General features: G+C 73.7%; 26 protein-coding genes and 1 pseudogene. 12 read left to right on the plus strand and 15 right to left on the minus strand.

The window, feature by feature from the left end:
- Positions 1 to 383 precede the first annotated feature (383 nt).
- Complete coding sequence (locus OO63_RS13070) at positions 384 to 1,916, plus strand: methionine--tRNA ligase (RefSeq protein ID WP_030359582.1); 1,533 nt, start codon at positions 384 to 386, stop codon at positions 1,914 to 1,916.
- A gap of 33 nt (positions 1,917 to 1,949) precedes the next feature.
- Here the strand turns inward: OO63_RS13070 and OO63_RS13075 are convergent, their stop codons facing one another.
- Both OO63_RS13075 and OO63_RS13080 read right to left on the minus strand, forming a co-directional pair.
- On the minus strand, positions 1,950 to 3,071 hold the full coding sequence (locus OO63_RS13075) for an LLM class flavin-dependent oxidoreductase (protein ID WP_051810811.1): 1,122 nt from the start codon (positions 3,069 to 3,071) through the stop codon (positions 1,950 to 1,952).
- Complete coding sequence (locus OO63_RS13080) at positions 3,071 to 3,583, minus strand: SRPBCC family protein (RefSeq protein WP_030359584.1); 513 nt, start codon at positions 3,581 to 3,583, stop codon at positions 3,071 to 3,073. The genes OO63_RS13075 and OO63_RS13080 overlap by 1 nt, the downstream gene beginning before the upstream one ends.
- Before the next feature lie 173 nt (positions 3,584 to 3,756).
- On the opposite strand from OO63_RS13080, the gene OO63_RS13085 reads away from it, so the two are divergent.
- Both OO63_RS13085 and helR read left to right on the plus strand, forming a co-directional pair.
- Positions 3,757 to 4,134 carry an ASCH domain-containing protein gene (locus OO63_RS13085; protein WP_199819508.1) on the plus strand — a complete coding sequence of 126 codons (378 nt, stop codon included), beginning with the start codon at positions 3,757 to 3,759 and terminating at the stop codon, positions 4,132 to 4,134.
- A gap of 194 nt (positions 4,135 to 4,328) precedes the next feature.
- Positions 4,329 to 6,533, plus strand: coding sequence for an RNA polymerase recycling motor ATPase HelR (gene helR / locus OO63_RS13090; protein WP_030359586.1), 2,205 nt, complete (start codon positions 4,329 to 4,331; stop codon positions 6,531 to 6,533).
- 37 nt (positions 6,534 to 6,570) lie between these two features.
- On the opposite strand, the gene OO63_RS13095 is transcribed toward helR, so the two are convergent.
- The 3 genes from OO63_RS13095 to OO63_RS13105 are packed head-to-tail and all read right to left on the minus strand — an operon-like array spanning position 6,571 to position 8,175.
- The gene (locus OO63_RS13095) at positions 6,571 to 6,921 is read right to left on the minus strand and encodes a VOC family protein (RefSeq protein WP_030359587.1); all 351 of its coding nucleotides are present in this window, start codon (positions 6,919 to 6,921) and stop codon (positions 6,571 to 6,573) included.
- A 59-nt stretch (positions 6,922 to 6,980) separates the two neighbouring features.
- Complete coding sequence (locus OO63_RS13100; RefSeq protein WP_030359588.1) at positions 6,981 to 7,478, minus strand: winged helix-turn-helix transcriptional regulator; 498 nt, start codon at positions 7,476 to 7,478, stop codon at positions 6,981 to 6,983.
- A 46-nt stretch (positions 7,479 to 7,524) separates the two neighbouring features.
- Complete coding sequence (locus OO63_RS13105) at positions 7,525 to 8,175, minus strand: CGNR zinc finger domain-containing protein (protein ID WP_030359589.1); 651 nt, start codon at positions 8,173 to 8,175, stop codon at positions 7,525 to 7,527.
- 104 nt (positions 8,176 to 8,279) lie between these two features.
- On the opposite strand from OO63_RS13105, the gene OO63_RS13110 reads away from it, so the two are divergent.
- A complete protein-coding gene (locus OO63_RS13110; protein ID WP_063750399.1) occupies positions 8,280 to 9,485 on the plus strand; it encodes an MFS transporter in 1,206 nt (401 codons plus the stop codon).
- A 76-nt stretch (positions 9,486 to 9,561) separates the two neighbouring features.
- Positions 9,562 to 10,077, plus strand: coding sequence for a hypothetical protein (locus OO63_RS13115; RefSeq protein ID WP_030359591.1), 516 nt, complete (start codon positions 9,562 to 9,564; stop codon positions 10,075 to 10,077).
- 27 nt (positions 10,078 to 10,104) lie between these two features.
- Here OO63_RS13115 and OO63_RS13120 read toward each other — a convergent pair whose 3' ends face one another.
- Positions 10,105 to 10,713: a TetR/AcrR family transcriptional regulator gene (locus OO63_RS13120; RefSeq protein ID WP_030359592.1), complete on the minus strand. Its 609-nt coding sequence runs from the start codon at positions 10,711 to 10,713 to the stop codon at positions 10,105 to 10,107.
- A gap of 109 nt (positions 10,714 to 10,822) precedes the next feature.
- On the opposite strand from OO63_RS13120, the gene OO63_RS13125 reads away from it, so the two are divergent.
- The 3 genes from OO63_RS13125 to OO63_RS13135 all read left to right on the plus strand — a co-directional run bounded on the left by OO63_RS13125 (position 10,823) and on the right by OO63_RS13135 (position 13,820).
- The gene (locus tag OO63_RS13125) at positions 10,823 to 12,298 is read left to right on the plus strand and encodes a cytochrome P450 (protein WP_030359593.1); all 1,476 of its coding nucleotides are present in this window, start codon (positions 10,823 to 10,825) and stop codon (positions 12,296 to 12,298) included.
- A 152-nt stretch (positions 12,299 to 12,450) separates the two neighbouring features.
- Positions 12,451 to 12,717 carry a hypothetical protein gene (locus tag OO63_RS13130; RefSeq protein ID WP_033264081.1) on the plus strand — a complete coding sequence of 89 codons (267 nt, stop codon included), beginning with the start codon at positions 12,451 to 12,453 and terminating at the stop codon, positions 12,715 to 12,717.
- On the plus strand, positions 12,714 to 13,820 hold the full coding sequence (locus OO63_RS13135; RefSeq protein WP_030359595.1) for a glutathione S-transferase family protein: 1,107 nt from the start codon (positions 12,714 to 12,716) through the stop codon (positions 13,818 to 13,820). The genes OO63_RS13130 and OO63_RS13135 overlap by 4 nt, the downstream gene beginning before the upstream one ends.
- Before the next feature lie 162 nt (positions 13,821 to 13,982).
- On the opposite strand, the gene OO63_RS13140 is transcribed toward OO63_RS13135, so the two are convergent.
- Positions 13,983 to 15,197, minus strand: coding sequence for a glycosyltransferase (locus OO63_RS13140; RefSeq protein ID WP_030359596.1), 1,215 nt, complete (start codon positions 15,195 to 15,197; stop codon positions 13,983 to 13,985).
- 167 nt (positions 15,198 to 15,364) lie between these two features.
- A pseudogene (locus OO63_RS13145) lies at positions 15,365 to 16,153 on the minus strand (MerR family transcriptional regulator); the annotation flags it as partial.
- Between the two features lie 187 nt (positions 16,154 to 16,340).
- Here OO63_RS13145 and rpmF point away from each other — a divergent pair.
- Positions 16,341 to 16,511, plus strand: a complete 171-nt coding sequence (rpmF, locus tag OO63_RS13150; RefSeq protein ID WP_030359598.1) for a 50S ribosomal protein L32 — start codon at positions 16,341 to 16,343, stop codon at positions 16,509 to 16,511.
- A 24-nt stretch (positions 16,512 to 16,535) separates the two neighbouring features.
- Here rpmF and OO63_RS13155 read toward each other — a convergent pair whose 3' ends face one another.
- Complete coding sequence (locus OO63_RS13155; RefSeq protein WP_030359599.1) at positions 16,536 to 17,249, minus strand: TNT domain-containing protein; 714 nt, start codon at positions 17,247 to 17,249, stop codon at positions 16,536 to 16,538.
- Positions 17,250 to 17,349: 100 nt separating this feature from the next.
- Entirely contained in the window at positions 17,350 to 18,504 is a 1,155-nt protein-coding gene (locus tag OO63_RS42185) for a hypothetical protein (RefSeq protein WP_234311239.1), read from the minus strand.
- A gap of 269 nt (positions 18,505 to 18,773) precedes the next feature.
- On the opposite strand from OO63_RS42185, the gene OO63_RS13165 reads away from it, so the two are divergent.
- Both OO63_RS13165 and OO63_RS13170 read left to right on the plus strand, forming a co-directional pair.
- Complete coding sequence (locus OO63_RS13165) at positions 18,774 to 19,907, plus strand: lactonase family protein (RefSeq protein ID WP_078619108.1); 1,134 nt, start codon at positions 18,774 to 18,776, stop codon at positions 19,905 to 19,907.
- Positions 19,908 to 19,979: 72 nt separating this feature from the next.
- On the plus strand, positions 19,980 to 20,321 hold the full coding sequence (locus tag OO63_RS13170; protein ID WP_030359602.1) for a VOC family protein: 342 nt from the start codon (positions 19,980 to 19,982) through the stop codon (positions 20,319 to 20,321).
- A gap of 156 nt (positions 20,322 to 20,477) precedes the next feature.
- Here OO63_RS13170 and OO63_RS13175 read toward each other — a convergent pair whose 3' ends face one another.
- Positions 20,478 to 21,128 carry a CGNR zinc finger domain-containing protein gene (locus OO63_RS13175; RefSeq protein ID WP_051810813.1) on the minus strand — a complete coding sequence of 217 codons (651 nt, stop codon included), beginning with the start codon at positions 21,126 to 21,128 and terminating at the stop codon, positions 20,478 to 20,480.
- 125 nt (positions 21,129 to 21,253) lie between these two features.
- Between OO63_RS13175 and OO63_RS13180 the strand changes: the two genes are divergently transcribed.
- Positions 21,254 to 22,234 (plus strand): 2-dehydropantoate 2-reductase, encoded by a 981-nt coding sequence (locus OO63_RS13180; protein WP_033264082.1) that lies wholly within the window; start codon positions 21,254 to 21,256, stop codon positions 22,232 to 22,234.
- A 192-nt stretch (positions 22,235 to 22,426) separates the two neighbouring features.
- On the opposite strand, the gene OO63_RS13185 is transcribed toward OO63_RS13180, so the two are convergent.
- The 4 genes from OO63_RS13185 to OO63_RS13200 form a co-directional block, all read right to left on the minus strand.
- Complete coding sequence (locus OO63_RS13185) at positions 22,427 to 23,014, minus strand: isochorismatase family protein (protein WP_030359605.1); 588 nt, start codon at positions 23,012 to 23,014, stop codon at positions 22,427 to 22,429.
- Between the two features lie 89 nt (positions 23,015 to 23,103).
- On the minus strand, positions 23,104 to 23,820 hold the full coding sequence (locus OO63_RS13190; protein WP_030359606.1) for a DUF2470 domain-containing protein: 717 nt from the start codon (positions 23,818 to 23,820) through the stop codon (positions 23,104 to 23,106).
- 215 nt (positions 23,821 to 24,035) lie between these two features.
- Positions 24,036 to 24,695: an MBL fold metallo-hydrolase gene (locus OO63_RS13195; RefSeq protein WP_030359607.1), complete on the minus strand. Its 660-nt coding sequence runs from the start codon at positions 24,693 to 24,695 to the stop codon at positions 24,036 to 24,038.
- The gene (locus OO63_RS13200; protein WP_030359608.1) at positions 24,695 to 25,780 is read right to left on the minus strand and encodes an S-(hydroxymethyl)mycothiol dehydrogenase; all 1,086 of its coding nucleotides are present in this window, start codon (positions 25,778 to 25,780) and stop codon (positions 24,695 to 24,697) included. Before OO63_RS13200 ends, OO63_RS13195 begins: the two co-directional genes overlap by 1 nt.
- Positions 25,781 to 26,137: the final 357 nt, after the last annotated feature.

Below are 26,137 nucleotides of genomic sequence, written 5' to 3' on the forward strand. Positions count from 1 at the left end.
TTCCCGCGGGATTCCTGCGGAGAAGACACATCGATGTATCGACACATCGATGTGGGCGCGCTGAGTGCGCGCCTCAGTCCACCAGGGGGCGGGGTCCGCGGTCTGGCAGGTAACCGACCCCGTGGTCGGCCCCGGCACGTACCCGTCGGCGCTGCCCGGCGCCCCGTACCCGACGGAAAACGACAGGCCCGGCCGCGCACCGCGCTGCTAGCATCCCCGCATGATCACGCCAGAGTTCCGCGTCGCCATGATGCCCCGCCGACGGGGCTGCTGACACCGGACACGAGCGTGCCCGAGGCCCCGAGACGGGGCCTCGACCTGTGACACGGCACGGAGCCCCGCCTCTCCCGTCCGGAGATCGCACGGAGATCCTGGAGGCTCCCATGACCACACCCCGTACGACCTACGTCACGACGACCATTCCGTACGTCAACGCCCGCCCCCACCTGGGCTTCGCCCTCGAACTCGTGCAGGCCGACGTGCTGGCCCGGCACCGCCGCCACCGGGGGGACAGGGTCCGCTTCCTCACCGGCACGGACGACAACTCCCTGAAGAACGTCCTCGCCGCCGAGGCCGAGGGCGTCCCCGTGCAGGACTTCGTCGACCGCAACGCGGACGCGTTCGCCGCGCTGCGCGACCCGCTCGCCCTGTCGTTCGACGACTTCATCCGGACCAGCCGGGACCCGCGCCACCGGGTCGGCGTGGAGCGGCTCTGGCGGCGGTGCGCAGCCTCCGGCGACCTGTACCGCAAGCACTACGAAGGCCTGTACTGCGTCGGCTGCGAGCAGTTCTACACCCCGGCCGAACTCGTCGGCGGCCGCTGCGCCGAGCACGGCACGGCGCCCCGGCCCGTCGCCGAGGAGAACTGGTTCTTCCGCCTGTCGCGGTACGCGGACCAGCTGCACGCACTGATCACGTCCGGCCGTCTGCGCATCGAGCCCGCCGTCCGCCGCAACGAGGTCCTCGCCCTGATCGAGGGCGGTCTGCACGACTTCTCGGTGTCGCGCTCGCAGACCCGTGCCCGCGGCTGGGGCATCCCCGTGCCCGACGACCCGGACCAGGTCGTGTACGTGTGGTGGGACGCGCTCGGCAACTATGTGACGAGCCTCGGGTACGGCACCGACGACCCCGCGTACGACCGGTGGTGGACCGGTGCGACGCGCCGCAGCCACCTGCTCGGGAAGGGCGTCGTCCGCTTCCACGCCGTGTACTGGCCCGCGATGCTCCTGTCGGCCGGTCTGCCGCTGCCCACCGACATCCTCGTGCACGACTACCTCACCGTCGACGGCCGCAAGATCAGCAAGTCCGGTGGCACGACCGTCGATCCGGCCCAGCTGGCGGCGGAGTTCGGCACGGACGCGGTCCGCTGGTGGCTGCTGCGCGAGGTGCCCCGGGTCGGGGACGCCGACTTCACCCGGGAGCGGCTGGTGGCGCGCGCGAACGCCGACCTCGCGGGCGGGCTCGGGAACCTCGTCAACCGGGTCGTGACGATGGCGCACCGCTTCCGCGACGGCCGGGTGCCGGAGCGGAGCACGGCCGAGGGCGCCCCGGCCGAGGGCACGGAACGCCTGGCGGCCGTCTGTCGTGAGGTGCGGGGCCAGGTCGACGACGCCCTCGCGGACTTCGACTTCCGGCGGGCGACGGCCGCCGTGTGGCGGATCGTCCAGGAGGCCGACCGCTGTGTCGACGGTACGCGGCCGTGGGAGCTGGCCAGGGCCGAGCGCGCGGGCGACCGGGCTGCGGGCGACCGGCTCGACGAGGTCCTCGCGGCGCTGGTCGGGGCGTGTCGCACGGTCGCGGACCAGCTCGGCCCGTTCCTGCCGGAGTCCGCGGCGCGGGTGGCGGCGCAGTGCGCGCCGACGGACGGCCGCCTCCCGGCGGCGCGCCCGCTGTTCGCGCGGGTGGGCGAGGCGTAGGGGACTGCGGCAGGGGGGCGCGGCAGGTCTGGCCTACGCCCCGCCCTCCACCCGCCCCTGCCCGGGCCCACTCCCCTCACCTCTCACCGACCCTGGGCTCTGTTCCCGCCGTTCGGCATCCCGTACGAGATCCAGAGCGCGGCCCAGGGTGGTGAGGCGGTCGGCGAGGGTGGCTCCGGCCGGGTAGAGGCGGACGGTGGTGACTCCCGCCGCCCGCCACACCCGCAGCCGTTCGCGCACCCGGTCCTCGGTGCCGATGAGCGTCGTCGCGAGGACCATGTCGTCGCTGATCAGCGCCGTGGCGCCGTCCCGGTCGCCGGCCTGCCAGCGGTCGCGCACCGCGGCGGCGACCTCGCTCCAGCCCTGGCGGCTGTACGCGTCGTTGTAGAAGTTCGTGGCCGCCGTGCCCATGCCGCCCAGGCTGAAGGCGAGTTCCTTCTTGCGCCCGCCGACCAGCGCGCGCAGGCCGTCCTCGTCGTCGGCGAACGCCACTTCGGCGCCCTGACAGATGTCCAGGTCGGCGCGGGTCCGTCCCGCTTCGGCGAGCCCGGCGTCGAGGTGGTCGAAGTAGGCCTCCTTGGCTCCTTCGGGTACGAAGCCGGTGCCGAGCCAGCCGTCGGCGACGCGGCCGGTGAGGCGGAGCATGCGGGGTGAGAGCGTGGCGAGGTGGACGGGCAGGTCGTGCTCGGCGCGGATCGCCAGGCGCATGGGCCGGGCGTCGCCGCCCGGCAGCGGCAGGGTGAACTCCCGCCCCTCGTAGGCGAGTTTCTCCCCGGCCACCGCCTGCCGGACGATCTCGACGGTCTCCCGCATCCGTGCGAGCGGCCGGTCGAAGGGGACCCCGTGCAGCCCCTCGACGACCTGCGGTCCGGACGGCCCGAGGCCCAGCAGGAACCGGCCGTCGGAGATGTTCGACAGGGTGATCGCGGCGCGGGCGATGGCCACGGGCGTGCGGGTGCCGAGCTGGATGACGCCGGAGCCGAGCCGGATGCGGTGGGTGCGGGCGGCCAGATAGCCGAGCGGGGACGGCGCTTCGGCGCCCCAGGCCTCGGCGACCCAGCAGGTGTCGAGGCCCAGCTTCTCGGCCTCGGTGACGTAGGTGACGGTGTCCTGCCAGTCGGCGCCGGACGCCTCGACGGTGGTCGCCGTGCGCATCACGCGTCCCCCTCGGCGAGTGCCTTGATGGTGTCGAGGGTGGCGCTCATCCCGCGCTCCAGTTCCCGCATCCGTACGAAGACGATCTTCTGCTCCTTCTCCGGTGCCCGCTCGATCGCGAGCGAGAGGCCGGAAGGGCCGGGGCCCATCCGCATCCAGTGCGTCAGCTCGGTGCCGCCGTCGCGGTCCCGCAGGCTGAACCGCCAGGAGGCGCTGGGGCGTTCGGGGTCGGTGACCGCCCAGCCGAAGACGTGGGGCGGCTCGCACTCGACGACGTGGGACGTGGTGGTCCACGCGCCGAAGGCCTCGTGTCCGTTGTGCCCGGCGAAGCGCGCTCCCGGGGCCGGGGCGGCGGCGCCGTCCAGCCACTCCACGGCCCGCAGTTCGCCGCTGCGGTCCGGCATCAGCGTGATGTCGGTGGCGAGGTCCCACACGCGGTGGGGCGGCGCGTCGATCCAGGTGCGCACCTCGACGGTCGGCTGGTCCACGTAACGTACGCCAGTCCACTCCATGGCCAGCAGAGTTGCTCAACAGGACTGACCTGTCAAGGAGTTGTCACGCGACCCGGGCATCGGGAGAACGGGGTTCTTGCCGCGGCAGCTCGGGCACACTGGTGCGGTCGGATCCCCTCTGCGGGGCGGGCGATGCGGGTGAGGCGAGGACGATGTGGCCGCGGGTCAATGGAATGCGCTCCCTGGAACTGGGCGTCCCGGGGGCGATGCGGGCCGAGCTGAACAGCCTCGTCCTGGCGGGGGCGAAGACGACCACGACGGGTCTCCTCGCCGACTACGCCAAGGAGACCGAGGGGCTTGAGTATCCCGGCGAGCGTCTGGCCGTCCTGGACGACTCCGGCGCGTGCGTGACCACGGTCGAGATCGTCGGCGTGCGGGTGCTGCCGTTCGCGGAGGTGACGTGGGTGCACGCCGACGCCGAGGGGGAGGGTTTCGCGGACCTCGCGGACTGGCGCTCGGGGCATCTGCGCTACTGGGCGCGGCAGGGGGTGTCCGTCACGGACGGCACCCTCGTGGTGTGCCTGGCCTTCCGGCTGGTGGAGACGTCTTGACCCGCTGACGTGACCCGCCGACGGAGGCCGCTCGGCCCGGGAGAAGCCGGGCAAAAAAGAAAGCAAGGAGAACACCCGCTCCTTGCCACTCTTAACTTATAGCGCACCGGGGGGCTTGCGGCAAGGCCCCCGTCGTACCGCAGAATCGCTGACCTCAGCCAGCCCGACCTGCGGAAACGGGAGATTCACCCAGCATGACCCCCCTGACCACCAGTGCGTTCAACCTGCCCGACCGACTCGACGCCAAGGCCGACCCGGCGCTCATCGCCGACGACGAGCAGCACTTCGCGGCCATCGCGGAGACCCTCGCGCAGACGATCGCCGAGCTGTCCGACCGCCTGGACAGCGTGCGCAGGGCACCCGGCGGCATCGGCCGCCAGGGTCTGGACCGGGACGCGGAGGTCCACCGGCTGACCGCACGGCTGCGCGCCCTGCGCCGCTTCGGCCTTGACCTGTGCCTGGGGCGCGTCGTCGGCGCGGACGACCCCGAGCCCCTGTACGTGGGGCGGCTCGGCCTCACCGACAGCTCGGGGCGAAGGCTCCTGATCGACTGGCGCTCCCCCGCGGCCGAGCCGTTCTTCGCGGCGACGCACGCCCGTCCGATGGGCCTGGCGAGCCGCCGAAGGTACCGCTGGACCAGCGGGCGGATCAGCGACTACTGGGACGAGGTGTTCACCGCCGACGGCCTCGAGCACCACGCGGCGCTCGACGACCAGTCCGCGTTCATCGCGAGCCTCGGCAGCAACCGGTCGGAGCGGATGCGTGATGTGCTCGGCACCATCCAGGCCGACCAGGACGCCATCATCCGCGCGGGTTCCCGCGGCGCCCTCGTCGTCGACGGCGGCCCCGGAACGGGCAAGACCGTCGTCGCCCTGCACCGCTCCGCGTACCTCCTGTACTCCGACCCCCGCCTCGGCCACCACCGGCGCGGCGGCGGCATCCTGTTCGTCGGCCCGCACGAGCCCTACCTGGGATACGTCGCCGACGTCCTGCCCAGCCTCGGTGAGGACGGCGTCCAGACCTGCACCCTGCGGGACCTCGTCGCCGAGGGCGCGGCGGCGGAGCCCGAAGCCGACCCGGAGGTGGCCCGTCTGAAGTCGTCCGCGGGCATGGTGCGGGCCATCGAGAAGGCCGTCGCGTTCTACGAGGAGCCGCCCACCCAGGCCATGACCGTCTCGACGCCCTGGGCCGAGGTCCGGGTGAGCGCCGACGACTGGGCCGAGGCGTTCGGGGCACCGGGCTCCGGTACTCCGCACAACGAGGCGCGGGAGCAGATCTGGGAGGAGCTCGCGTCGATCCTGATGGACAAGCAGGGGATGGACGAGGAGGAGGACGGCGTCTCACCCGAGCTGTTCCTGCGCGCGCTGCGCCAGGACCGCGACCTCGTCACGGCTCTCGACCGGGCGTGGCCGCTGCTCGAGGCCGCCGACCTGGTCTCCGACCTGTGGACGGTCCCGGCCTATCTGCGGATGTGCGCGCCCTGGCTGGACCGCGACGAGGTGCACAGGCTCCAGCGCAAGGAAGCGCCGCATGCCTGGACGGTGTCCGACCTGCCGCTCCTGGACGCGGCCCGGCAGCGGCTCGGCGACCCGGAGGCGGCCCGTCTGAAGCGCCGCAAGGCCGCCGCCGTCGCCGCCGAGCGCGAGCGCATGTCCCGCGTCATCGACGAGATCGTCACGGCCGCCGACATCGACTCGGCCGGGGACGAGAGCGAGGGCGCGGTGCGGATGCTGCGCGGCAAGGACCTCCAGGACAGCTTGATCGACGAGAACGCCCTGCCCACCGCCGACGCGGACCGGCTCGCGGGCCCGTTCGCGCACGTCGTCGTGGACGAGGCGCAGGAACTGACCGACGCGGAGTGGCAGATGCTGCTCCTTCGCTGCCCGTCGCGCAGCTTCACCATCGTCGGCGACCGCGCGCAGGCCAGGCACGGGTTCACGGAGTCGTGGGAGGAGCGCCTCGGGCGGGCCGGACTCGACCGGATCAGGCCGGCCTCCCTGACCGTCAACTACCGCACCCCGGAAGAGATCATGACGGAGGCCGAGCCGGTGATCCGGGCCGCGATCCCGGACGCCAACGTGCCGACGTCCATCCGCAGCAGCGGCCTGCCCGTCGTCCACGGATCCGTCGCGGACCTCGGCACGGTCCTCGACGACTGGCTGGCCACGCACGCCGACGGGACCGTCTGCGTCATCACCACGGGTGCCACCGAGGTCGGCGCGCTCCCGGCGACGCCCCGGGTCCGGTCTCTCACCCCGGAGCTGTCGAAGGGTCTGGAGTTCGACCTGGTCGTCCTCATCGACCCGGAGTCGTACGGCGAGGGCATCGAGGGGGCGGTGGACCGCTATGTCGCGATGACCCGGGCGACGCAGCGGCTCGTCGTGCTCACGAGCGACTGAGACCGCGAGCGCACGTGCACCCGGTGCCGGCCGTGGGTCAGCGGTGGCTCAGGACGTTGACCACGCGGCCGTCGGGGTCCCGTGCGAAGAACCGCCGCACGCCCCACTCCTCGTCCTGGAGCGGGTGGACGATCTCCGCGCCGCTGTCCCGCACCGCCGCGTAGGCCGCGTCCACGTCGTCGACCTCCACGCTCATGTCGGGCGTGACCGGCGCGGTCCTGTCGGCGGCTGCGTAGAGGCTGATCTGCGCCGTTGGAACGGCCGCGGAGGCGAGGGTCATGATCCAGCCGTGGTTCATGACCTCTTCGAAGCCCAGCAGGCCGTAGAACTCCCGGCTCTGCGCAGGGGCGTCCGAGGGGATGTTGGGCACGACTCGGCGAACGGACATCGGGGGCTCCTGAGGGAAGACCACATCAGACGACATCCCGGGGAACGTGTCCGGGGCTGTCACGGGGCGAACCGCCTGCGTACGTCGGCCCGTTCGGCCAGGCGGGCCGGGAAGCCCGGGCCCATCCGGGGGCGGGTGTCCGCAGCCGTCATGGGTTCCTTGCAGTGCGCGCACACGACCTCGGCGGCGCTGTCGTGGTCGCACGGCTCGTGCCGGAAGACGACGGGCGCGCCGTCGTCGCCGCTCAGCCAGCGGTTGCCCCAGGTGTTCATCGCGGCGAGGACCCCGAAGAAGTCCCGGCCCTTCTCGGTGAGTACGTAGTCGTGGCGCACCGGGTCGCTCTGGTACGGGCGCTTGTCGAGCAGCCCCTCGTCGACCAGGCGTCGCAGCCGGTCGGCGAGGGTGTTGCGCGCGATGCCCAGCTCCTGCTGGAACGCGTCGAACCGTGTGACTCCGTAGAAGGCCTCGCGCAGCACCAGCGGCGTCCACCAGTCGCCGAGCAGGTCCATGGTGCGCGCGATGGAACAGGGCCAATTCGCAAAGGAGGTCCGCCTCATGGGGTCAGCATAGGAAGGGTTCGCGCACCCGTACGCCTTCTGGAGTTCACCGGTTCTCCTCGCGCCCCTTACGCCCCTGGTCCCGCTGGGACGGCCGGCGTTCCTTGGCGCGCCGGTGGTCCGCCACCCGTTCGCGGGTCGCGCAGCGCGGTGAGCAGTAGCGGCGCTCCGCCCCGCTGCCGCCGGTGACGTACACGTTGGCGCAGCGCGCCGACGCGCACACTCCGCCGGGGGGCCGCTGGCGGTCCCAGACGAGGACGGCGAGGGCCATGCAGGACGACGCGAGGAACCACTCGGCCCAGGGCGCGGTGTCGGCGCTGTCGAGGTGGATGTGCCACGGCGAGCCGCCGCCGTGCGCGGTGAGCCGGACGGGGCCGCAGCCCTCGGCGAGGAGCCGGTTCAGGCGGGTCGCCGCCGCGTCGACGCCGGGGGCGGTGAAGACCTCGCGCAGTTGGGCCGCGACGGCACGCATGTCCGCGACGTCCGCGTCCGACAGGTCCAGCGGATCGGTCTCGCCGTACTCGCGCAGGACCGCTGCGAGCGCGGCGAGCGAGTCGGCCGTGGGCTCGGCTCCGTCGTCGCCCTCGGCGCCGAGGACGTTGACGAGCGCGGCGGCGCGCTGGGCGGACCGCAGCACGGAATGGCGGGTGGACCACTCGCTCGTCGACCCGCGCTGCGGCTCGCTCTTGGACGGGATGGCGGCTGCTGCGTCGTTCGGCCTCTTCACGCCCGTCAGGGTAACGCCCTTGGCTGCACTGCCCGTTACCTTGTAACGTCTTGCGAATGTTAAAGCGTTACAGCATGACGTTGTATCTCACCGGTGCCACGGCCGCCCGCACCGGGGACGAGATGTCAGGGCCCGCCCTGCTCCTCGTGGGGCTCTCGGTGACGGGGTCGGCGTCGGCGGCGTCGGCGCTCCTGTCGGCGATCACCGTGTCGGCGGCCGTGGGCGGGCCGGTCTTCGGCGCGCTGCTCGACCGGGCGGCGCGTCCGGGTCGGCTCCTCGCCGGTGCGCTGGCCGTGTACTGCGCGGCGCTGCTCGTCATCCTGCTGAGCCTGGGACGGCTGCCGCTGCCCGTCGTCCTCGCCACCGCGGTGTGCGGCGGACTGCTCGGGCCCGCGCTCGCCGGTGGCTGGACCTCGCAACTCCCGTGTATGGCCGCCCAGGAGGACCTGCCGCGCGCCAACGCCCTGGACGCGCTGACGTTCAACACCGCGAGCCTTGCGGGCCCCGCGCTGGCCGGTGCGGTCGCGATGACGGCGGGCGCCTCGGTGGGTGTCGTGGTGTCCCTGGCCCTGATCGCCCTCGCGCTCCCGGCCGCGTGGACGCTCCCGACGCGCGCCCCGGCGGCCCGCGCCGAGCCGTCCCCGTCCGTCGTCGCCGACCTCTTCGCCGGCTTCGCCGCCATCGGCCGCGCCCGGCCGCTCGCCCGCGCCACCCTCACCTCCGTCGTGTCCTACGTAGGTGTCGGCATGCTGGTGACCTGCACGCCCCTGCTCGGCGAACGGGCCCTGGGCTCGACCGGTTCGGGCACGTTCCTGCTCGCGGCCCTCGCCGCCACGTCCCTCCTCGCGAACGCGCTCCTGGCCCGCCGCCCCGATCTGCTCAGGCCCGACGCCACGATCCTGGGCAGCGTCCTCGTCCTCGCCCTCGCGCTGCTCCTCGCCGCGACCCTGTCGCCCCTCGCCCTGTTCGCGGCGATGGCGGTGGCCGGAGCGGCGGAGGGACCGCAGTTGACCGCGCTGTTCGCGGTACGCCACCGGGAGGCCCCCGACCGGCTGCGCGGCCAGATCTTCACCACCGGCGCCAGCCTGAAGATCACCGGCTTCGCGATCGGCGCGGGCCTCGGCGGTCCGGTCGCCACCTGGTCGCTGTCCGGCTCGCTCCTCGTGGCGGCGGGCTGCGAAGTCCTCGCCGCGCTGAGCTTCGTACTTCTCACCGTGCTCCCCGTACGTCACTCGGACGCGCCGTCGTCACACGCCTCCCGGGCGCGGGTACAGCCGTAACGTCCGCTGCGTCCCGTGCGGCGACGCACCGCAACGCCGCCGCCGACCAGGAGCCCGGACGGGAGCGCCGCCGCTGATGCCTGCCTTACAGAACCCCTCCGCGCCGCCGGACGCGATCGTGCTCCAGGACTACGACCACCACGGGCGGATGTGGTCGCTGGAGATCGCGACGGGGCTGCTCAGGCCCGCCTCGGGCCGCTGCCACGGGTTCGTCCACGTGCGGGACGCGCCCGCGCGGGGCGGGCCGCCGGTCGCCGCCGCCCTGTACGCCGAGGGGCACGGCGCGGGCGTCCTCTGGCTCCAGTACGGGCCGCAGCGCTGGGACTGCGCGGCGGTGGCCGTGCGGCAGGTGTCCGAACCGGACGGCCACCGGCTCTTCACGGTGTCCGGGGAGCGCGGCCCGGAGCTGGAGCTGCGCTACCCGAAGCCGGATCCGGGGCCGGCGGACCCGGCGTACGACTGGATCGACACCGTCGCGGACGACTTCTTCCTGTGGGCCGCGGAACGGCTCGCCGACGCCGGCACCGCGGATGCCGCGACCGCCCGGCGGGCTCTGGCGGAGCACTTCGCGACGGGGTTCCCGCCGGTCTGACGTCGGCCCGAACGCGGAGCGGCCCGGCTACGGCAGGATCGCCCCGAGCAGCGCCCGCGCGCACAGGTCCCGCACCTGTGCGCGCGTCAGCTCCGGCTCGTCCAGCCACTCCAGGCACACGGCGACCATGAAGGCCAGCCAGCCGCGCACCGCGAGGCGCACGGCGGGGAGTTCGGCGGCCTGGGGCGCCGTCTCGGGGTCGGCGGTGAGGGCGGCGAGGATCTGGCGCTCCTGAGCGGCGAGGCCCTGACGGTAGACCTCGCGGACCGTGGGGTCGCCCGCGGCCTCCGCCCGGTGGAAGGCGCGGAAGCCCTGGGCGTGGCCCTCGACGTACCCCAGGAAGGCGTCGAGTCCGGCGCCGAGCTGCTCGCGCACGGGAAGGCCGGGTTCGGCGGTCGTCAGGCGCAGCATGCGCTCGCTCTCGCGCTGCACGACGGCGGCGAAGAAGTCCCGTTTGGTCGGGAAGTAGTGGTAGAGGAGCCCGCGCGAGACGCCCGCGATCTCGGCGACCCGCTCGATCCAGACGTCGTCGTAGGGGCTCTGCGCGAACAGCCGCGCCCCCACGGTGAGCAGTTGCTCCTTGCGCTCCTCGGTGCTCAGTCTGCGGCGCGTGCGCTCCTGCGGATTCGCGACCATACGAGCACCTTACTTGACGTCGGTTCAACAACAGGACCAGACTCGATGCCCTATTGAATCCACGTACAACAGGCTGGAACGAGCCCTGTGCACAAGGGAGATGGCGGTCATGGCGCAGACGACGCAGCCGACGGGAAGTGCCGAGTCGCTGTCCGGGGACCTGCCGAGGGGATTCCGCGGCGCGGAGGCCGGCTGGCCCGAGCTGCACCGCATACCGCACCCGCCGCGCCGGCTGCCGCTGGTCGGCGACGTGCTCGGGGCGAACGTCCGCACGCCCGTGCAGGACTCGATGCGCATCGGCCGCGCCCTGGGACCCGTCTTCCGGCGCAAGGCCTTCGGCAAGGAGATCGTGTTCGTCTGGGGGGCGCGGCTCGCGGCGGACCTGGCCGACGAGGCGCGGTTCGCCAAGCACGTGGGGCTCGGGGTGGCCAATCTGCGGCCGGTCGCGGGCGACGGCCTGTTCACGGCGTACAACCACGAGCCGAACTGGCAGCTGGCGCACGACATCCTCGCGCCCGGGTTCAGCCGTGAGGCGATGGCGGGCTATCACCCGCTGATGCTGAACGTGGCCGGGCAGCTGACGGCCCGCTGGGATGCCGCGGCCGCCGCGGGGCGGGCCGTCGACGTGGCGGGCGACATGACGAAGCTGACCCTGGAGACCATCGCCCGGACGGGGTTCGGGCACGACTTCGGCTCCTTCGAGCGGTCCCGGCCGCACCCCTTCGTGACCGCGATGGTCGGCACGCTCTCCCACGCACAGCGGCGCAACGTCCTGCCGCCCGCGCTCGCGCCGCTGCTCCTGCGCCGGTCCGAGCGGCGCAACGCCGCCGACATGGCGTATCTGAACCGGACCGTCGACAAGGTCGTCGCGGCCCGCCGCGCGGCGGACGCCCGGGACGCCCCCGGCGACCTGCTCGACCGGATGCTCGACGTCGCCCACCCGGACACCGGGGAGCGCCTGTCGGCGGAGAACATCCGGCGTCAGGTCATCACCTTCCTCGTCGCGGGGCACGAGACGACGTCGGGCGCTCTGTCCTTCGCGCTGCACTATCTGGCGGGCCATCCCGAGGTGTGCGCCCGCGCGCGGGAGGAGGTCGAGCAGGTGTGGGGGCGGACGGAGGTGCCCGCGTACGAGCAGGTGGCCAAGCTCCGTTACGTACGCCGGGTGCTCGACGAGTCGCTGCGGCTGTGGCCGACCGCACCGGCGTTCGCACGGGAGGCGGTGCGCGACACGGTGCTCGACGGGACGCACCCGATGCGCCGTGGCGCGTGGGCGCTGGTCCTGACGATGCTGCTGCACCGGGACGAGGAGGCGTGGGGCGACCGGCCGGAGGCGTTCGACCCCGACCGGTTCACGCCGGCCGCGGTGCGCGCCCGGCCGCCGCACGTCTTCAAGCCGTTCGGCACGGGCGCGCGGGCCTGCATCGGCCGTCAGTTCGCCCTGCACGAGGCGACGTTGGTGCTCGGGCTCCTGCTGCGGCGCTACGACCTGGTGCCGGACGCGGACTACCGGCTGCGGGTCGCCGAGCGGCTCACGCTCATGCCGGAGGGGCTGCGGCTGCGGCTCGTCCGCCGGGCGGGGTGAGCGCGGGGCTCCGGCCGGGGCGGACGGGGCGGCTCGCGCGCCGGTCGCGGGGCACGCGCGCGTGGTGGTTGAAGGGCAATTGTCAGACCCGTGCGCAAGAGTGGGGGTTGCACCTTCGACCTTGGTGACCGCGCGCAAAGGAGCCCACCGACATGACCGGCACGACACACCCCGAACTGGCCGCGGCACAGGCGTGCTTGCGCCTCCTCCACACAGCACGCGCCGCCCTGTCCGGACCCGTGACGGCGCAGACCGCGGCGCTGCTCGCCGTGCCGATCGCGGACGCCGACGAGGCCCTCAGCCGCGCGGGCTTCGCGGGCAACGAGGCGGCGCTCCTGAACAGGATCTACGACCTGTCGCCACCCGCGTCGGCATCCGATCCCGCCCCCGCCCCTCGCCCCGAGGGGAGCCTGCGGTGAGCGGCGCGGAGCGGGAGCCGACGGGTGGCCCCGAGGCGGGCGAAAGCGGGGCGGGCGAGAACGGCGCGGGCGCCGACTCGGCGGGGAGCGAGGAGGCGGGCGGCAACGCCACGTACGGCAAGAAGCCGTTCAAGCGCTCGCGCAGCCACTTCGCCGACCGCGTGACCGCCGACGGACGCGACGGCTGGCCGGTGGAGGCCGGGCGCTATCGCCTCGTGGTGAGCCGCGCCTGCCCCTGGGCGAGCCGCGCGCTGATCTCCCGCAGGCTGCTCGGCCTGGAGGACGCCCTCTCCCTCGCGGTCACCGACCCCATCCAGGACGACCGCAGCTGGCGCTTCACGCTGGACCCGGACGACCGCGACCCGGTCCTCGGGATCCGCTATCTGAGCGAGGCGTACGACGCACGGGAGACGGGCTATCCGGGCGGCGTGAGCGTCCCGGCGATCGTGGACGTCCCGAGCGGCCGGCTGGTCACGAACGACTACCAGCAAATGACGCTGGACCTGGCCACGGAGTGGAAGGACCTGCACCGCCCCGGAGCCCCCGATCTGTACCCGGAGGCGCTGCGCGACGAGATCGACACGGTGATGGACGGCATCTACCGCGACGTCAACAACGGCGTGTACCGATCGGGTTTCGCGTCCTCCCAGAGCGAGTACGAGAGCGCGTGCCGCGATGTGTTCCGGCGCCTGGAGGAGACGTCGCGGCGCCTCGCCGACCGCCGCTATCTGGTCGGCGACAGCATCACGGAGGCGGACATCCGCCTGTTCACGACGCTGGTGCGCTTCGACGCCGTCTACCACGGCCACTTCAAGTGCAACCGCTGGAAGCTGACCGAGGACCCGGTCCTGTGGGCGTACGCCCGCGACCTCTACCAGACACCGGGCTTCGGCGACACGGTCGACTTCGACCACATCAAGCGGCACTACTACGAAGTGCACACGGGCATCAACCCGACCGGCATCGTGCCTCTCGGCCCGGACCTCGGCGGATGGCTGACACCGCATCACCGCGAGCGGCTCGGCGGCAGCCCGTTCGGGAAGGGGACGGCACCGGGTCCGGTGCCCGAGGGCGAGGAGGTGGCGGAGGCGGGGCGGCCCTGACGGGGCATGCGGAGGGGCGGCCGTGAGGGGCGGCGACGGGTACGGGCGCCCCATCGCCGCGCCCGCCCCACGGCCTGAATGACCCTCACCCCTGCGCGATCCGCCCCACGGACTTGGATATCCCTTACCCTCGCCCGATCCGCGCCACCGCCCGGACCACCCTCACCCCCGCCCGATCCGCCCCACGGCCCGGACGACCCGGCCCGCCCCGTCCTCCGTCGCCATCGACCGCGAGACGGCCAGGGCGGCGCGAGCGCAGGCCGGTTCACGGACCGCGCGGGTGAGCGCGTCGGCCAGGCGCGCCGCCGTGAGGGCACGGAAGGGGACAGGGGCGGGGGCGGCGCCGAGCGCGGTCAGGCGCGCCGCCCAGAAGGGCTGGTCGGCGGTGACGGGGACGGGCACGGCAGGGACTCCGGCGCGCAGCCCCGCCGCCGTCGTGCCCGCGCCCGCGTGGTGCACCACCGCGGCCACACGGGGGAAGAGCAGGGCGTGCGGCAGCTCGCCGACCGTGAGGACGTCGTCGCCGGACGCCTCCAGACCGGCCCGCCCGGACTGCAGGACGCCCCGCAGTCCGGACCGCCGCAGCGCCGCCACGGCGAGTTCACCGAGCCGCTCGCCCTCCCCCGCCGCCATGCTGCCGAAGCCGACGAAGACGGGCGGCGGACCGGCGGCCAGGAAGTCCTCGACCCGCGACGGCAGCCGCTCGTCCGGATCGTGGTGCGGCCACCAGTTGCCGACGACGTCGAGCCCGGCGCGCCAGTCGGCAGGGCGCGGTACGACCGCCGGGCTGAAGCCGTGCAGCACCGGCCCGCCCGCCCGTTCCCGACGCGCGCGGACGGCGCCGGACGCGGCGGCGGGCAGACCGAGGCGGGCCCGCAGGTCCCGCACCGCGTCGGCGTACACGCGGTCGACCATGCGCAGCGACAGGCGTCCCAGGACGCGGTTGCCCCAGCGCCCCAGGGACCGCATGCCGCTCACGACCGGGGCGAACTCCCCCGTCGGATGGGTGGGCTGGAGGTAGGCGCCGAGCGTCGGCACGTCGAGAGCCTCGGCGAGCTGCCAGCCCGGCGGGGCCGTCGTCGTGGACAGGACGAGCAGGTCGTCGCGGTCGTCGACGGCGTCCGCGAGTCCGGCACCGAGGTCACGCACGAAGACAGCGGCCGCCCGCATCAGCTCGCGGCGCCCCACCGCCGGGCCCGAGGCACGGGCGTCGGCGGGCAGCGGCCGGAATCCCAGACCGGCGCCGCGCACCAGCGGCGCGAAGCTCTCGTGCGTGGCGAGCGCGACCTCGTGGCCCGCCGCACGCAGGCGGGCGCCGAGGCCGGTGTACGGAACGACGTCGCCGTGGGAACCGGCTGCGGCGATCAGGATTCGCACCGCACACCCCCACGCATCTCACCCTCAGGTTCAGCTTTACCCTTGCCGCCGCCGAGGCCGGTGCCGAGGACACCGGCGACCACCTCGGTGTCGCCACCGGTCTCCGCATCGGCACCGGATGCACCGCCGACTTCGACCCCGGCTTCGACCCCGGCTTCGGCATTGGCGTCGGCACCGGCTTCAGCCCCGGATTCAGCACGGGCGTTGGCGCGGACGGCCTCCCACACATACCGGGCGAGCCCCGGCCGCTGCTGCGAGGGCGGCACGACCAGCGCGAACGCCCGGGCGTCGCTGACGAAGTCGTCGGCGATGCGCAGATGCATGGCGGGCGGGCAGTCGGTGAACCAGCGGCCGATGTGCCGCCGGTGCTCGTCGGCGAGCGCCCTCGCCCGCTCCCCGTCGGCGGGTTCATGGGCGTCGAAGGCCTCGAGGAGCCGCTCCCGCCAGGCCGCGGCCTCCTCCATGAGGCGGGCCCAGTCCTCCGGGGAGTGCGCGGCGGCGCGGGTCATGGCCTCTCGGTGTCCGGCGCTGCCCGCCCATTTGATCTCGGCCTCGGTGGCGTAGCTCAGGTCGAAGGCGATCTCGCCGAAGACCTCGAAGCGTTCGCGCGGGGTCAGCGTGACGCCCGTCTGCTGGACCTCCATGGCGCGGTCGGCCACCTCGACGAGCCGTTCGAGGCGGTCGATCTGCTCGCGCAGCGTCTTGCGCCGGGCCCGGAGCAGTTCGAGTGCGTGGGCCTGCGGGTCCGTCAGGATCTCGGCGATCTCGTCGAGCGCGAAGCCGAGTTCGCGGTAGAAGAGGATCTGCTGGAGGCGGGCGAGGTCGGTGTCGCCGTAGAGCCGGTAGCCGCCCGCGCTGCGCTCGCTCGGCGTGAGCAGGCCGGTCCGGTCGTAGTGGTGCAGCGTGCGGACGGTGACCCCGGCGAAGCCCGAGACCTGCCCGACGGTGTAGCTCATGATCGTCACCCTTTCGTCGCCGTACAGCGTGCGGCCTGACGCGACGTGAGGGTCAACCGGCGACGGTGGCGGTGCGGGCGACACCGGCCACCCGCACCGCCCCGAACCCACTTTTGTTAATGGGATCCATTTTCATGTAGCCTCCGGGGCAGCTTCCCACCCGCACGCATCACCCCCGGAGGACCCCATGGCCGTACCCAAGCGGAAGATGTCCCGCAGCAACACGCGGCACCGCCGCGCCCAGTGGAAGGCGACCACCCCGCAACTGGCGCCCGTCACGGTCGACGGCGTCACGCATCTCGTGCCGCAGCGGCTGGTCAAGGCGTACGAGCGCGGCCTCATCAGCCCGGAGGGCTGACGCGAACCCGGAGGGCCGTCCCGGTCAGCTCACGTCGACAGGCGCAGCGGCCGGCTTGAGATAGCCCTGGTCGAGGAGCCACTTCACGTTCAGGCGCTGGCCCTCGCCGGGGTTCAGGAAGACCGGGTCGAGCTTGATCTGCTCGCCGCCGCCGGGCTGCTCGAACCAGGGGGCTATCCCGCCCTGCCACACGGTGAACGGCTTCGCCACCTTGTACACGCGATAGTCGCAGGCGTACGCGGCGTCGCGGGTGTTGAGGTTCTGCGGCGGCAGCGAGCGCTCCGCGTAGGAGTCCCCGGCGGGCGCGAGGAACGAGCCGAACTCCGAGCCGAAGCGGTCGAGCAGCTCGCCCTTCTCCAACTGCTCCGGATGCTTGTCGACCTCGCCGTTGACCGTCTCGAAACCGTCGTTGGGCGGGTACTTCCAGGTGCCGGAGTCCGCCGGGCCCTCCCAGTACTTCTTGAGGAAGGCGGACGGCGTGAGCTTGCCGGTACGCTTCCACTTCTTCAGGAGCGGTCCGACGGGCTTCTGCCACTTCTTGGGCAGCCACTTGGGGCCGAGGCGGGCGTCGTCGAGCAACGCGCCAGTGCAGGGCTCGGGCTTCGCCCCGGCAGCGGGGGCCGTCGCGGCGGTGGCCGAGCCGGACGGCGCCGCGTTCGCGGTGGGCGCGACGGCGACGACCGTCACCACGGCGGCCGTCACCCCCATAGCGGCCAGGGTCGTACGGATCCGGGTCACACAGCTCTGCTCCACTCGGCGACTCCTCAGGTCTGCGCTCACACGGGCGCGGGCATCAAGATTCACTCGCACAACGTAGCGACCTGGTGCTGCTGAGTCGTCAACTCGCTTGTGTGGATGGCTGTTTTACGGCGGCAGCGCCCAACACGCAGCGGGGGCGGGTGCGTCCGGCGTACGACCTGGCCGCGACAAGGAGACCCCAGCCGAGCCCGCCGAAGGCGAGACCGCCAAACGCCACCATCCAGGCGAGCCCCGAGCCGGTCGTGAACACGCCCTCCGGCTCCGGCTTCGACAGCACCCCGGCCGCCATCAGCAGGGCCCCGCACGTGAGCAGCGTCCCGTAGAGCGCGAGGGCGAACCCGGTCAGCAAGGCGGGGATCAGCGGCAGGAGCCGCGGCACACGCCGACCGGCGAGCGGCAGGGTCCAGCGCGGGAAGACCTGGCCCCAGCGGTGCGTGAGGCCGAGCGTCAGGAACACCCCGAGCAGCGCGGCGAGCACCGTCACGTCCACGCCCACCGAGGCGAGCGCCCGCGCGCCGCCGGTCGCGTCCGCCTCCATCTCGCGCTGCCAGGCCTCCCCGCTCACCCCGATCGCGTCACCGCCGAAGAGCCAGACGTTCTTCACGACGGACCACGGAAGGAGCCCGCACAGCAGCGCGTACGCCGCCCGGCGCGTCCGGCGGGGCGCGGTGGACGCGTCGGGGTGGCTGAGCGGCCCCTCGCCGTCGCCCGGATGCGGGTGCCCGCAGCGGGGGCAGAGCCCGCGGCCCCTACGGAAGTACGAGACGGCGACCATGCCGAGCAGGGCCGTTCCGGGCGTGAGCAGCAGGAGATTGGCGAGGCCGGTGGCGCTCTCCAGGCCCGAGCCCGACAGGAGGACGACGACGTACAGGGGGAGGCCGATCACGCCCCAGCCGAGCGCCGGGATCAGCACGACGAGCGCACCGCCGACGGCACGGCGGGCCCGGCGGGTGAGCGGCCTGGTCGTGGCGAGGCCGACGGCGGCGGCGAGCAGGGCGAGGGCGGCCAGGAGGAGTTGGAGGACGGCCGGGGTGTGTCTGTCCCCGGCCAGCGGTACGACGGTGCCGGTGGCCGCCCACAGCGTCTGGGCCGTGGCGTACGCGACGCCCCAGGCCGCGGTGGCGCGGGGCGCCCAGGCGGGCCAGCGCCGCCACCACGGCGCGGGCCGCGCGCGGGCCGACGCTCGCGGGTCGGGCACGGTGTCCGTGCGGGCGGTACGGGCGGGGAGCGCCACGGGGTCCTCCGGAATGCGGCTCGGCAGGAAACGGCCAGGCCACAGCGGGGGCCTGTGCCTGAGACCCTGCCGTTCGGCCACGGCCCGCACATCGCTCCCACGGACCACGCTCCTCCCCCACACGGCGGAAGAAGGACACGGAATGGCGTTGCACATACTGCAACTCGGGTTGCGACTCTTGCCTGTTGCCGGGGTTCGGGGCCACTGTGTCTGCCACGTGCGCCCCATCCGTCACCACTGACCCGCGAGGTGGAGTCATGAGTGGAGTCATGAACAGAAGGCGGTTCCTCGGTACGGGCCTGGCCGTGGCCACCGTGGCGACGACGGGCGTGGCCACGGCCGCCCCCGGCCCGCGCGGGCGACGGCCCCTGTTCCTCGGCACGTACACCTCGCAGCCGGGCGGCGGCAAGGGCATCGGGCTCGCCACGTACGACGAGGAGACGGGCGCCGTGACCGGCGTCGGCACCCTCGGTGGCGTACCGGATCCGTCGTATCTGGCGGCGCATCCGTCGGGGCGGACGCTGTACGCCGTCAACGAGCGGGAGCAGGGCGGGGTGACCGCGATCGCGCTCTCCCCCGACGGCGACCACCGCGTCCTCGGCACGCGCGGCACCGGCGGCGCCGGGCCCTGCCACCTCTCCGTGCACCCCGGTGGCCGCTGGCTGCTCAGCGCCAACTACACGTCGGGCAGCGTGGCCGTGCACCCGGTCGAGGCGTCCGGCGCGCTCGGTGAGCGCACCGATCTCGTCACGCACTCCACGCCGCCGCCGGGGCCGGGCCAGCAGGGTCCGCACGCGCACCAGATCGTCACCGCCCCGGACGGCCGGTACGTGCTCGCCGTCGATCTGGGCACCGACACCGTGTACACGTACCGGCTCGACACGAAGGCGGGGAAGGGGAAGCTGAGCCGTGTCTCGTACGCGACGGTGCGGCCGGGCGCGGGGCCGCGGCACCTCGCCTTCCATCCGTCGGGGCGGTTCGCGTACGTCGCCTGCGAACTCGACAACACGGTCGTGGTCTGCGGCTACGACCCGGAGACCGGGCGGCTCTCGCCGGGCGAGCCGCAGTCCACGGGCACCAGGCCCGGCGTCACGAGCTACCCGGCGCAGCCCGTCGTGACCGCCGACGGCAGCTTCGCCTTCCTGGCCAACCGCGGCGACAACAGCCTCACCCGGTACGCCGTCGAGCGTGCCGGGGCCCGCCTGCGGCTGCTCGACACGGTGCCCGTGGGCGGGGACTTCCCGCGGCACATCGCCCTCGCGCCGTCGGGACGGCTGCTGTTCGCCGCGAACCAGCGGTCGGGGTCGGTGAGCGTCTTCCGCGTGGACGGGCGCACCGGTGAACTCGCCCTCGCGGGGAAGCCGTTCGGGGCGCCGACGGCGGTGTGCGCGCTGCCGCTGTGAGGTGGGGCGGCGCGTCCCGGGGCCGGTGCGGGGCGCGCCGACGGGGCGGCGCGGGGCTTCTAGCATGGGCGCATGGCCCTCGATCTCTTCGCAGGAATCCCCGTCAGCGACTTCGCCTCGGCGCTTGCCTGGTACGAGCGGCTGCTCGGCACCCCGCCGACGTATGTCGCGAGCGACACCGAGGTGGTGTGGGAGCTGGCGGAGCACCGGTCGATCGCCGTCGAGGAGCGGCCCGAGCACGCGGGGCACGCCCTGCACACCGTCTTCGTGGACGACTTCGACGCCCGGGTCACGGCGATGGCCGCCCGGGGCGTCGAGCCGGTGCGGCGGGAGACGTACGGCAACGGGGTGCGCAAGGCCCTGTATCGCGATCCTGACGGGAACGAGATCGGGTTCGGCGGGGCGCCGCTCTGACGGGGACGAGTCTGCGGGCGCCGCTCTGACGGGGACGAGATGGTCGTTCCGGTCGGTCGGGCCGCGTGCCACCCTCCCGGACAGGGACGAGTGCGCCGCTCCGGCCCCCGGGCCGCATGCCGCCCGCTCCCGCAGGGTCGCGGTGGCCGTCCCCGGTCAGTCGGGCCGCGTGCCGCCGTGCGGGTGCGCCGTCGTGCCGCCACGTCTGCGGGCCCGGTACTCCGCCATCTTCGCCCGCGCCCCGCAGGCGTCCATCGAGCACCAGCGCCGCGCCCCCGCCCGGCTCTCGTCGACGAACAGCAGGGTGCAGTCGGCCGCGGCGCACTCGCGGATCCGGCCGGACAGGGGGCCGCCGAGCAGGTCCGCCGCGTCGCGGGCCAGCAGGCCGAGCAGGCCGGGGGTGTCGAGGGCGGGCGGCAGCGGCCGGGGGCTGCCGTCGCCGTCGAGGGTGAGGCCCGTGCCGGGCAGCGGCTGCGCCGTCCAGTGGTTGAGCAGGGCCAGGTCCGCCGCTTCGGGTGCGGTGGCCGCGCGTACCGCCGCCGCGATCCGGTGCACGGCCTCACGCAGCGCCCGCGCCGCCACCAACTCCGCATCGGAAACAGCGAGATGACGATCCGTCATGCCTGCCTCGCGGAACCAGCGGGACAGGTCCGCCGGGTCCCGCAGCCGCTCGACGGCGCCCGGCCCGCGCCTGCCCACGGTCGCGGTGAGATTCAGGGACGTCCGGCCGCCGCGCCAGTGGAACTCGCGTGTGGCGGCGGGCGGTTCGCCGTCCGCCGGTACGGGGGCGGTGCGCGCCTTGGTCATGACTGCACGCTAGCAGCGTTACCCCATCAGGCAGTAACTCGCTAGGGTGGCGGCCGGGCCGTCGAGCGTGCGGCCCGGCCGGGTACCGCGCGGCGGCCCGGCGTCGGCACACGGGGAGGTTCTTCATGGCGGAGACGGTGCGGGACGCGGGCGGGGCCCTGAAGGTCGCGGTGGTCGGCACCGGCGGTGTGGGCGGCTACTTCGGCGGGCGGCTCGCGGAGGCCGGGCACGACGTCGGGTTCGTCGCGCGCGGCGCCCACCTCCAGGCCCTGCGGCGCGAGGGCCTGACCGTCGAGAGCCCGGCGGGCGGCTTCACCGTCGCACCGGCGCGCGCGAGCGACGACACGCACGACTTCGGCGCGGTCGACGTCGTCCTGCTGTGCGTCAAGACCTGGCAACTGCCGCCCGCAGTCGCCGCGTTGAAGCCCCTCGTCGGCCCGGACACGGCGGTGGTGACCCTGCAGAACGGCGTCGAGGCGCCGGAGCAGGTGGCCCAGGAGGTCGGCCGGGACGCGGTCCTGCCCGGCACCGCGAAGATCCTGGCGCACCTGGACGGACCGGGCCGGGTGCGGCACGTCGGCGGCCCCGGCACGCTCGCCTTCGCCGAGTGGGACGACCGCGCCACGCCCCGCGTCGAACGGCTGCGTGCGGCGCTCGCCGGGGCGGGCGTGAGCGTCACCGTGCCCGACGACATCTGGGCCGAGCTGTGGGCCAAGTTCCTGTTCGTGGTGCCCTTCGGCGGCCTCGGCACGGTGACGGACGCCCCGTTCGGGGTGCTGCGCTCACGCCCGGGCACCCGGCGCCTCCTGGCCGAGGGGATGACGGAGATCGAGCGGGTCGCACGGGCCATGGACGTCCGCCTCCCGGACGACATCGTGCCGCGCACCCTGGACTTCGTCGACCAGCAGCCCGCCGAGGGCACCTCGTCGCTCCACCGAGACATCCGCTCCGGCCGCCCGTCCGAACTGGAGGCGTGGAACGGCTCGGTGGTCCGCCTGGGCGCCCGCACGGGGACGCCGACCCCCGTCAACGGCTACTTCTACGAGGTGGCGAGCGTGCTGGCGGCGACCCGGGCCGGGGAGCCGGGCGGGGGCAGCGCGGGCTGACGGCCGCCGCTCCCACGACCGCGCACTCCCGTGGTCCGGCGCCAAGGCCCGGCGCCGGACCACGGGCGAGGCAACCCGTCGGCCGCACGGCCGACAGCCGCACCGCCGACAACCGCACGGCCGACGTCCATGCGACCAGCAGCCGACGTCCATGCGGCCAGCGACCAGCGACCAGCGACCACGCAGCGTCAACTACGGCGCGACGAAGCTCACATCGTCCGCACACGGCACGATCTCGACCTCGTCACCGAGCGCCCACTCCGCGACCCGCGACACCGTCGCCGCCGGGACGGCGTCGCTGATGCCCGGCGCCGCCGGAATGTCGTACGTCCCGTGCGCGTCATGGGCGATGACGAGGCGGAAGTCCAGGTCAAGGGCGGTGCGCGCGGTGGCGCTCACGCACATCTCCGACATGACGCCGCAGATGGTGAGCGAGGTGACGCCCTCCTCCCGCAGCACGTCCTCGAGTTCGGTCTCCTCGAAGCCGTCGTCGACGGTCTTGCGGAACAGCAGTTCACCGCGCTCGGTGTCCACCGGGAAGTGCAACTCCCACGTGGGTGTGCCCGGTTCGTCCAGGGCGTCGTCCGGGCCGTCGTTCTGCAGCTGGATGACGAGCGCGTCGGCGGCCCGCGCCTTGGCGAGGAGGTGCTCGACGCGCGACAGCAGGTGGCGCGCGCCGGGCACGGCTTCGTCACCGGTGACGAAGCCCGACTGGGTATCGATGATGATCAGGGCCTGAACAGGCTCGACGGGTTCGAATTCTGCGGGGGCGGGACTCATGTGGCCCATCATCCCCGCGCGTTGCGCGCACCCGACACCGGGGGCCGCTCACACGTACGAGTTGCCGCGCGACCGGTCCGGGGCGGGCCTCAGGACTCGGGCGGCGCCGGACGCAGCACGGGCCGGCGCAGCAGCCGGGCCTTGGTGAGCAGGGTGTGCATGCGCTCGGTGACCTGGCCGAGGTCCTCCACCGGTTCATGGAAGGGCAGCCGTACGTCGGCCTGGCTGCTGACGCGTTCCAGGCGCAGGGTCAGGCCGTGGCGGTCGATGGCGAGCGGTTTGACGTCGACGACACCGGCGAGGCTGTCGGCGGCGACGAGCCGGGTGAGCTGTTCGACGGCCTCGGGGTGGGAGTCGGCCAGGTGCGTGAGGAGCCGGGCCTCGGCGTGCGCCAGCGGGTCGGCGTCGGCGAGCGCGAACTCCTCCAGGTCGATGCCGGTGCGGCCGGATCCGTCGTGCAGCACCGCGCAGGCGGGCTCGAAGACGAGGTGGTCGCGGGTCGCCGTGAGGGTCCCCGAGAGCCAGAGCCGTGAGCGCACCCGGTCCCTGACCGGCACCGGCGCGACGTCCGCGAACTCCACGAGCGTGGACGGTTCGCCGCGCGGGGCGCAGATCAGCGCGGCGGCGAGGGCGCTGTCCTCCGGCGGGTGCAGGAGCACCGTGCCCCGCTCGCTGACGGTGTGGGCGCCGACGAGGTCGTCTCTGCCGATCTCCGTGGTCACCGCGCAGGACCAGGCGGTGGCGAGCACGGAGCGGGCGCGCGCCGCCGCGCTGGGCATGGTCGTGCTGACGTGTCGGACACCCATCCTCAACCTCCATTAGGTAAGCCTTGCCTAACTTATCGGAGATCGAGTCGTGCTGCCAGCATGCGTGCGGGGTGTCGTGAACGCGTCCGGGATGTCGTGGACGTACCAGTGGGCGTACCAAAAGGGGCCACCCCCGAACTGTGCTCAGGGGTGGCCCGTGCACCGTGGCGCGAGCCGGAACCGGACGGTCCGGCCCGCCGGGGCCGAAGGGCGCGTCAGTGGCCGCGCGCGATCCACTCCTGAAGGTGCGGCGCCTCCGCACCGACCGTCGTGCTGTCGCCGTGCCCGGTGCGCACCACCGTCTGGGGCGGCAGCGTCAGGAGCCGGTCGCGGATGGAGTCCACGATCGTCGGGAAGTCACTGAAGGACCGGCCGGTCGCGCCGGGACCGCCCGCGAAGAGCGTGTCGCCGGTGAAGACCGTGCCGAGCGCCGGGGCGTACAGGCTGACCGCGCCCCGGCAGTGGCCGGGGGTGTGCAGGACCCGCAGCACCGTCCCGGCGACGGTCAGCTCCTGCCCGTCGGCCAGCTCGCCGTCCGGCGCCCGGTCGGGGTGGGTGAGCTTCCACAGCTCCTGGTCGGCCGGGTGCAGCAGGATCGGCGCGCCGGTGCGGTCGGCGAGCGCGGGCGCCGCGTCGACGTGGTCGTCGTGGGCGTGCGTGCACACGATCGCCACCAGGCGCCGTTCCCCCACGGCGGCCGCGATGGCCTCCGCGTCGTGGGCGGCGTCGATGACGACGGCCTCGTGGTCGTCGCCGACGATCCAGACGTTGTTGTCGACCTCCCAGGTGCCGCCGTCCAGCGAGAACGTGCCGGAGGTGACGAGGTGGTCGACGCGCGCGCCGCCCGGCGCCGCGGAGCCTTCGGAGGCGGCCATCAGAAGACCACCACCGAGCGGAGGACGTCGCCGTGGTGCATCCGCTCGAAGGCCTTCTCGACCTCGTCGAGCGCGATCGTCTCGGTGACGAACGCGTCCAGGTCGAGCCGCCCCTGCCGGTACAGGTCGATGAGCATCGGGAAGTCGCGCGAGGGCAGGCAGTCCCCGTACCAACTGGACTTGAGCGCGCCGCCGCGCCCGAAGACGTCGAGCAGCGGCAGGTCGATCCGCATCTCCGGCGTGGGCACGCCGACCAGGACCACCGTGCCCGCGAGGTCGCGGGCGTAGAAGGCCTGCTCGTACGTCTCGGGGCGGCCGACCGCCTCGATGACGACGTCGGCGCCGAAGCCGCCGGTCAGCTCGCGGATGGCCTCGATGGGGTCGCTGCTGCGGGAGTTGACGGTGTCGGTGGCGCCGAGGCCGCGCGCGGTCTCCAGCTTCCGGTCGTCGATGTCCACAGCGATGATCTTCGCGGCCCCGGCGAGCCGGGCGCCGACGACGGCCGCGTTGCCGACGCCGCCGCAGCCGATGACGGCCACCGAGTCGCCGCGCCCCACCCCGCCGGTGTTGATCGCGGCGCCGAGTCCGGCCATCACGCCGCAGCCGAGCAGGCCCGCGGCGGCCGGGGACGCGGCCGGGTCCACCTTCGTGCACTGTCCGGCGGCGACCAGCGTCTTCTCCGCGAACGCGCCGATGCCGAGCGCGGGCGCGAGCTCGGTGCCGTCGGTCAGCGTCATCTTCTGCTTCGCGTTGTGGGTGGCGAAGCAGTACTGGGGGCGGCCGCGCTTGCAGGCGCGGCACTGGCCGCACACGGCACGCCAGTTGAGGATCACGTAGTCGCCGGGCTCGACCTCGGTGACGCCCTCGCCCACCGACTCCACGACGCCCGCCGCCTCGTGCCCGAGCAGGAACGGGAACTCGTCGTTGATGCCGCCTTCGCGGTAGTGCAGGTCGGTGTGACAGACCCCGCACGCCTGGACCTTCACCACGGCTTCGCCCGGCCCCGGGTCCGGCACGACGACCGTCTCGATCCGCACCGGCTCACCCTTCGCGCGTGCGACCACGCCCCGCACTTGCTGCGCCATGACTCTCGCCCTTCTCTCGCCTGCGTACGTCCCGTCCGGCACGGCCGCCAAAAGGGGCCGGAACGCGCCGGTACGAGGAGCCTAAGGCCCCTCGCGCCTAGGGCCCTGCTGGTGGATTTCCGCGGGAGAAGGAGCGGCGTTCGGTGCGTGCGATCGGCGTGCGGTGCGGAGGGTCATGTGGCGGAGCCACCTGGCCCTTTGCACCGCACGGCGAGCGTGCGTGCCGGGCGCCGCGACGCCGCGGAGATCCACCAGCAGGGCCCTAGTGCTGCGTTCCTCAAAGGACGTACTCATAGCGGCGCCGTCGTGTGCGGGTGGGAGGGGCCGGTCGGCCCCAGACCCAGGGCTGGGCGCGGG

Origin of the sequence: Streptomyces alboflavus (genome assembly GCF_000716675.1) — a bacterium.
Taxonomy (GTDB): Bacteria; Actinomycetota; Actinomycetes; order Streptomycetales; family Streptomycetaceae; genus Streptomyces; species Streptomyces alboflavus.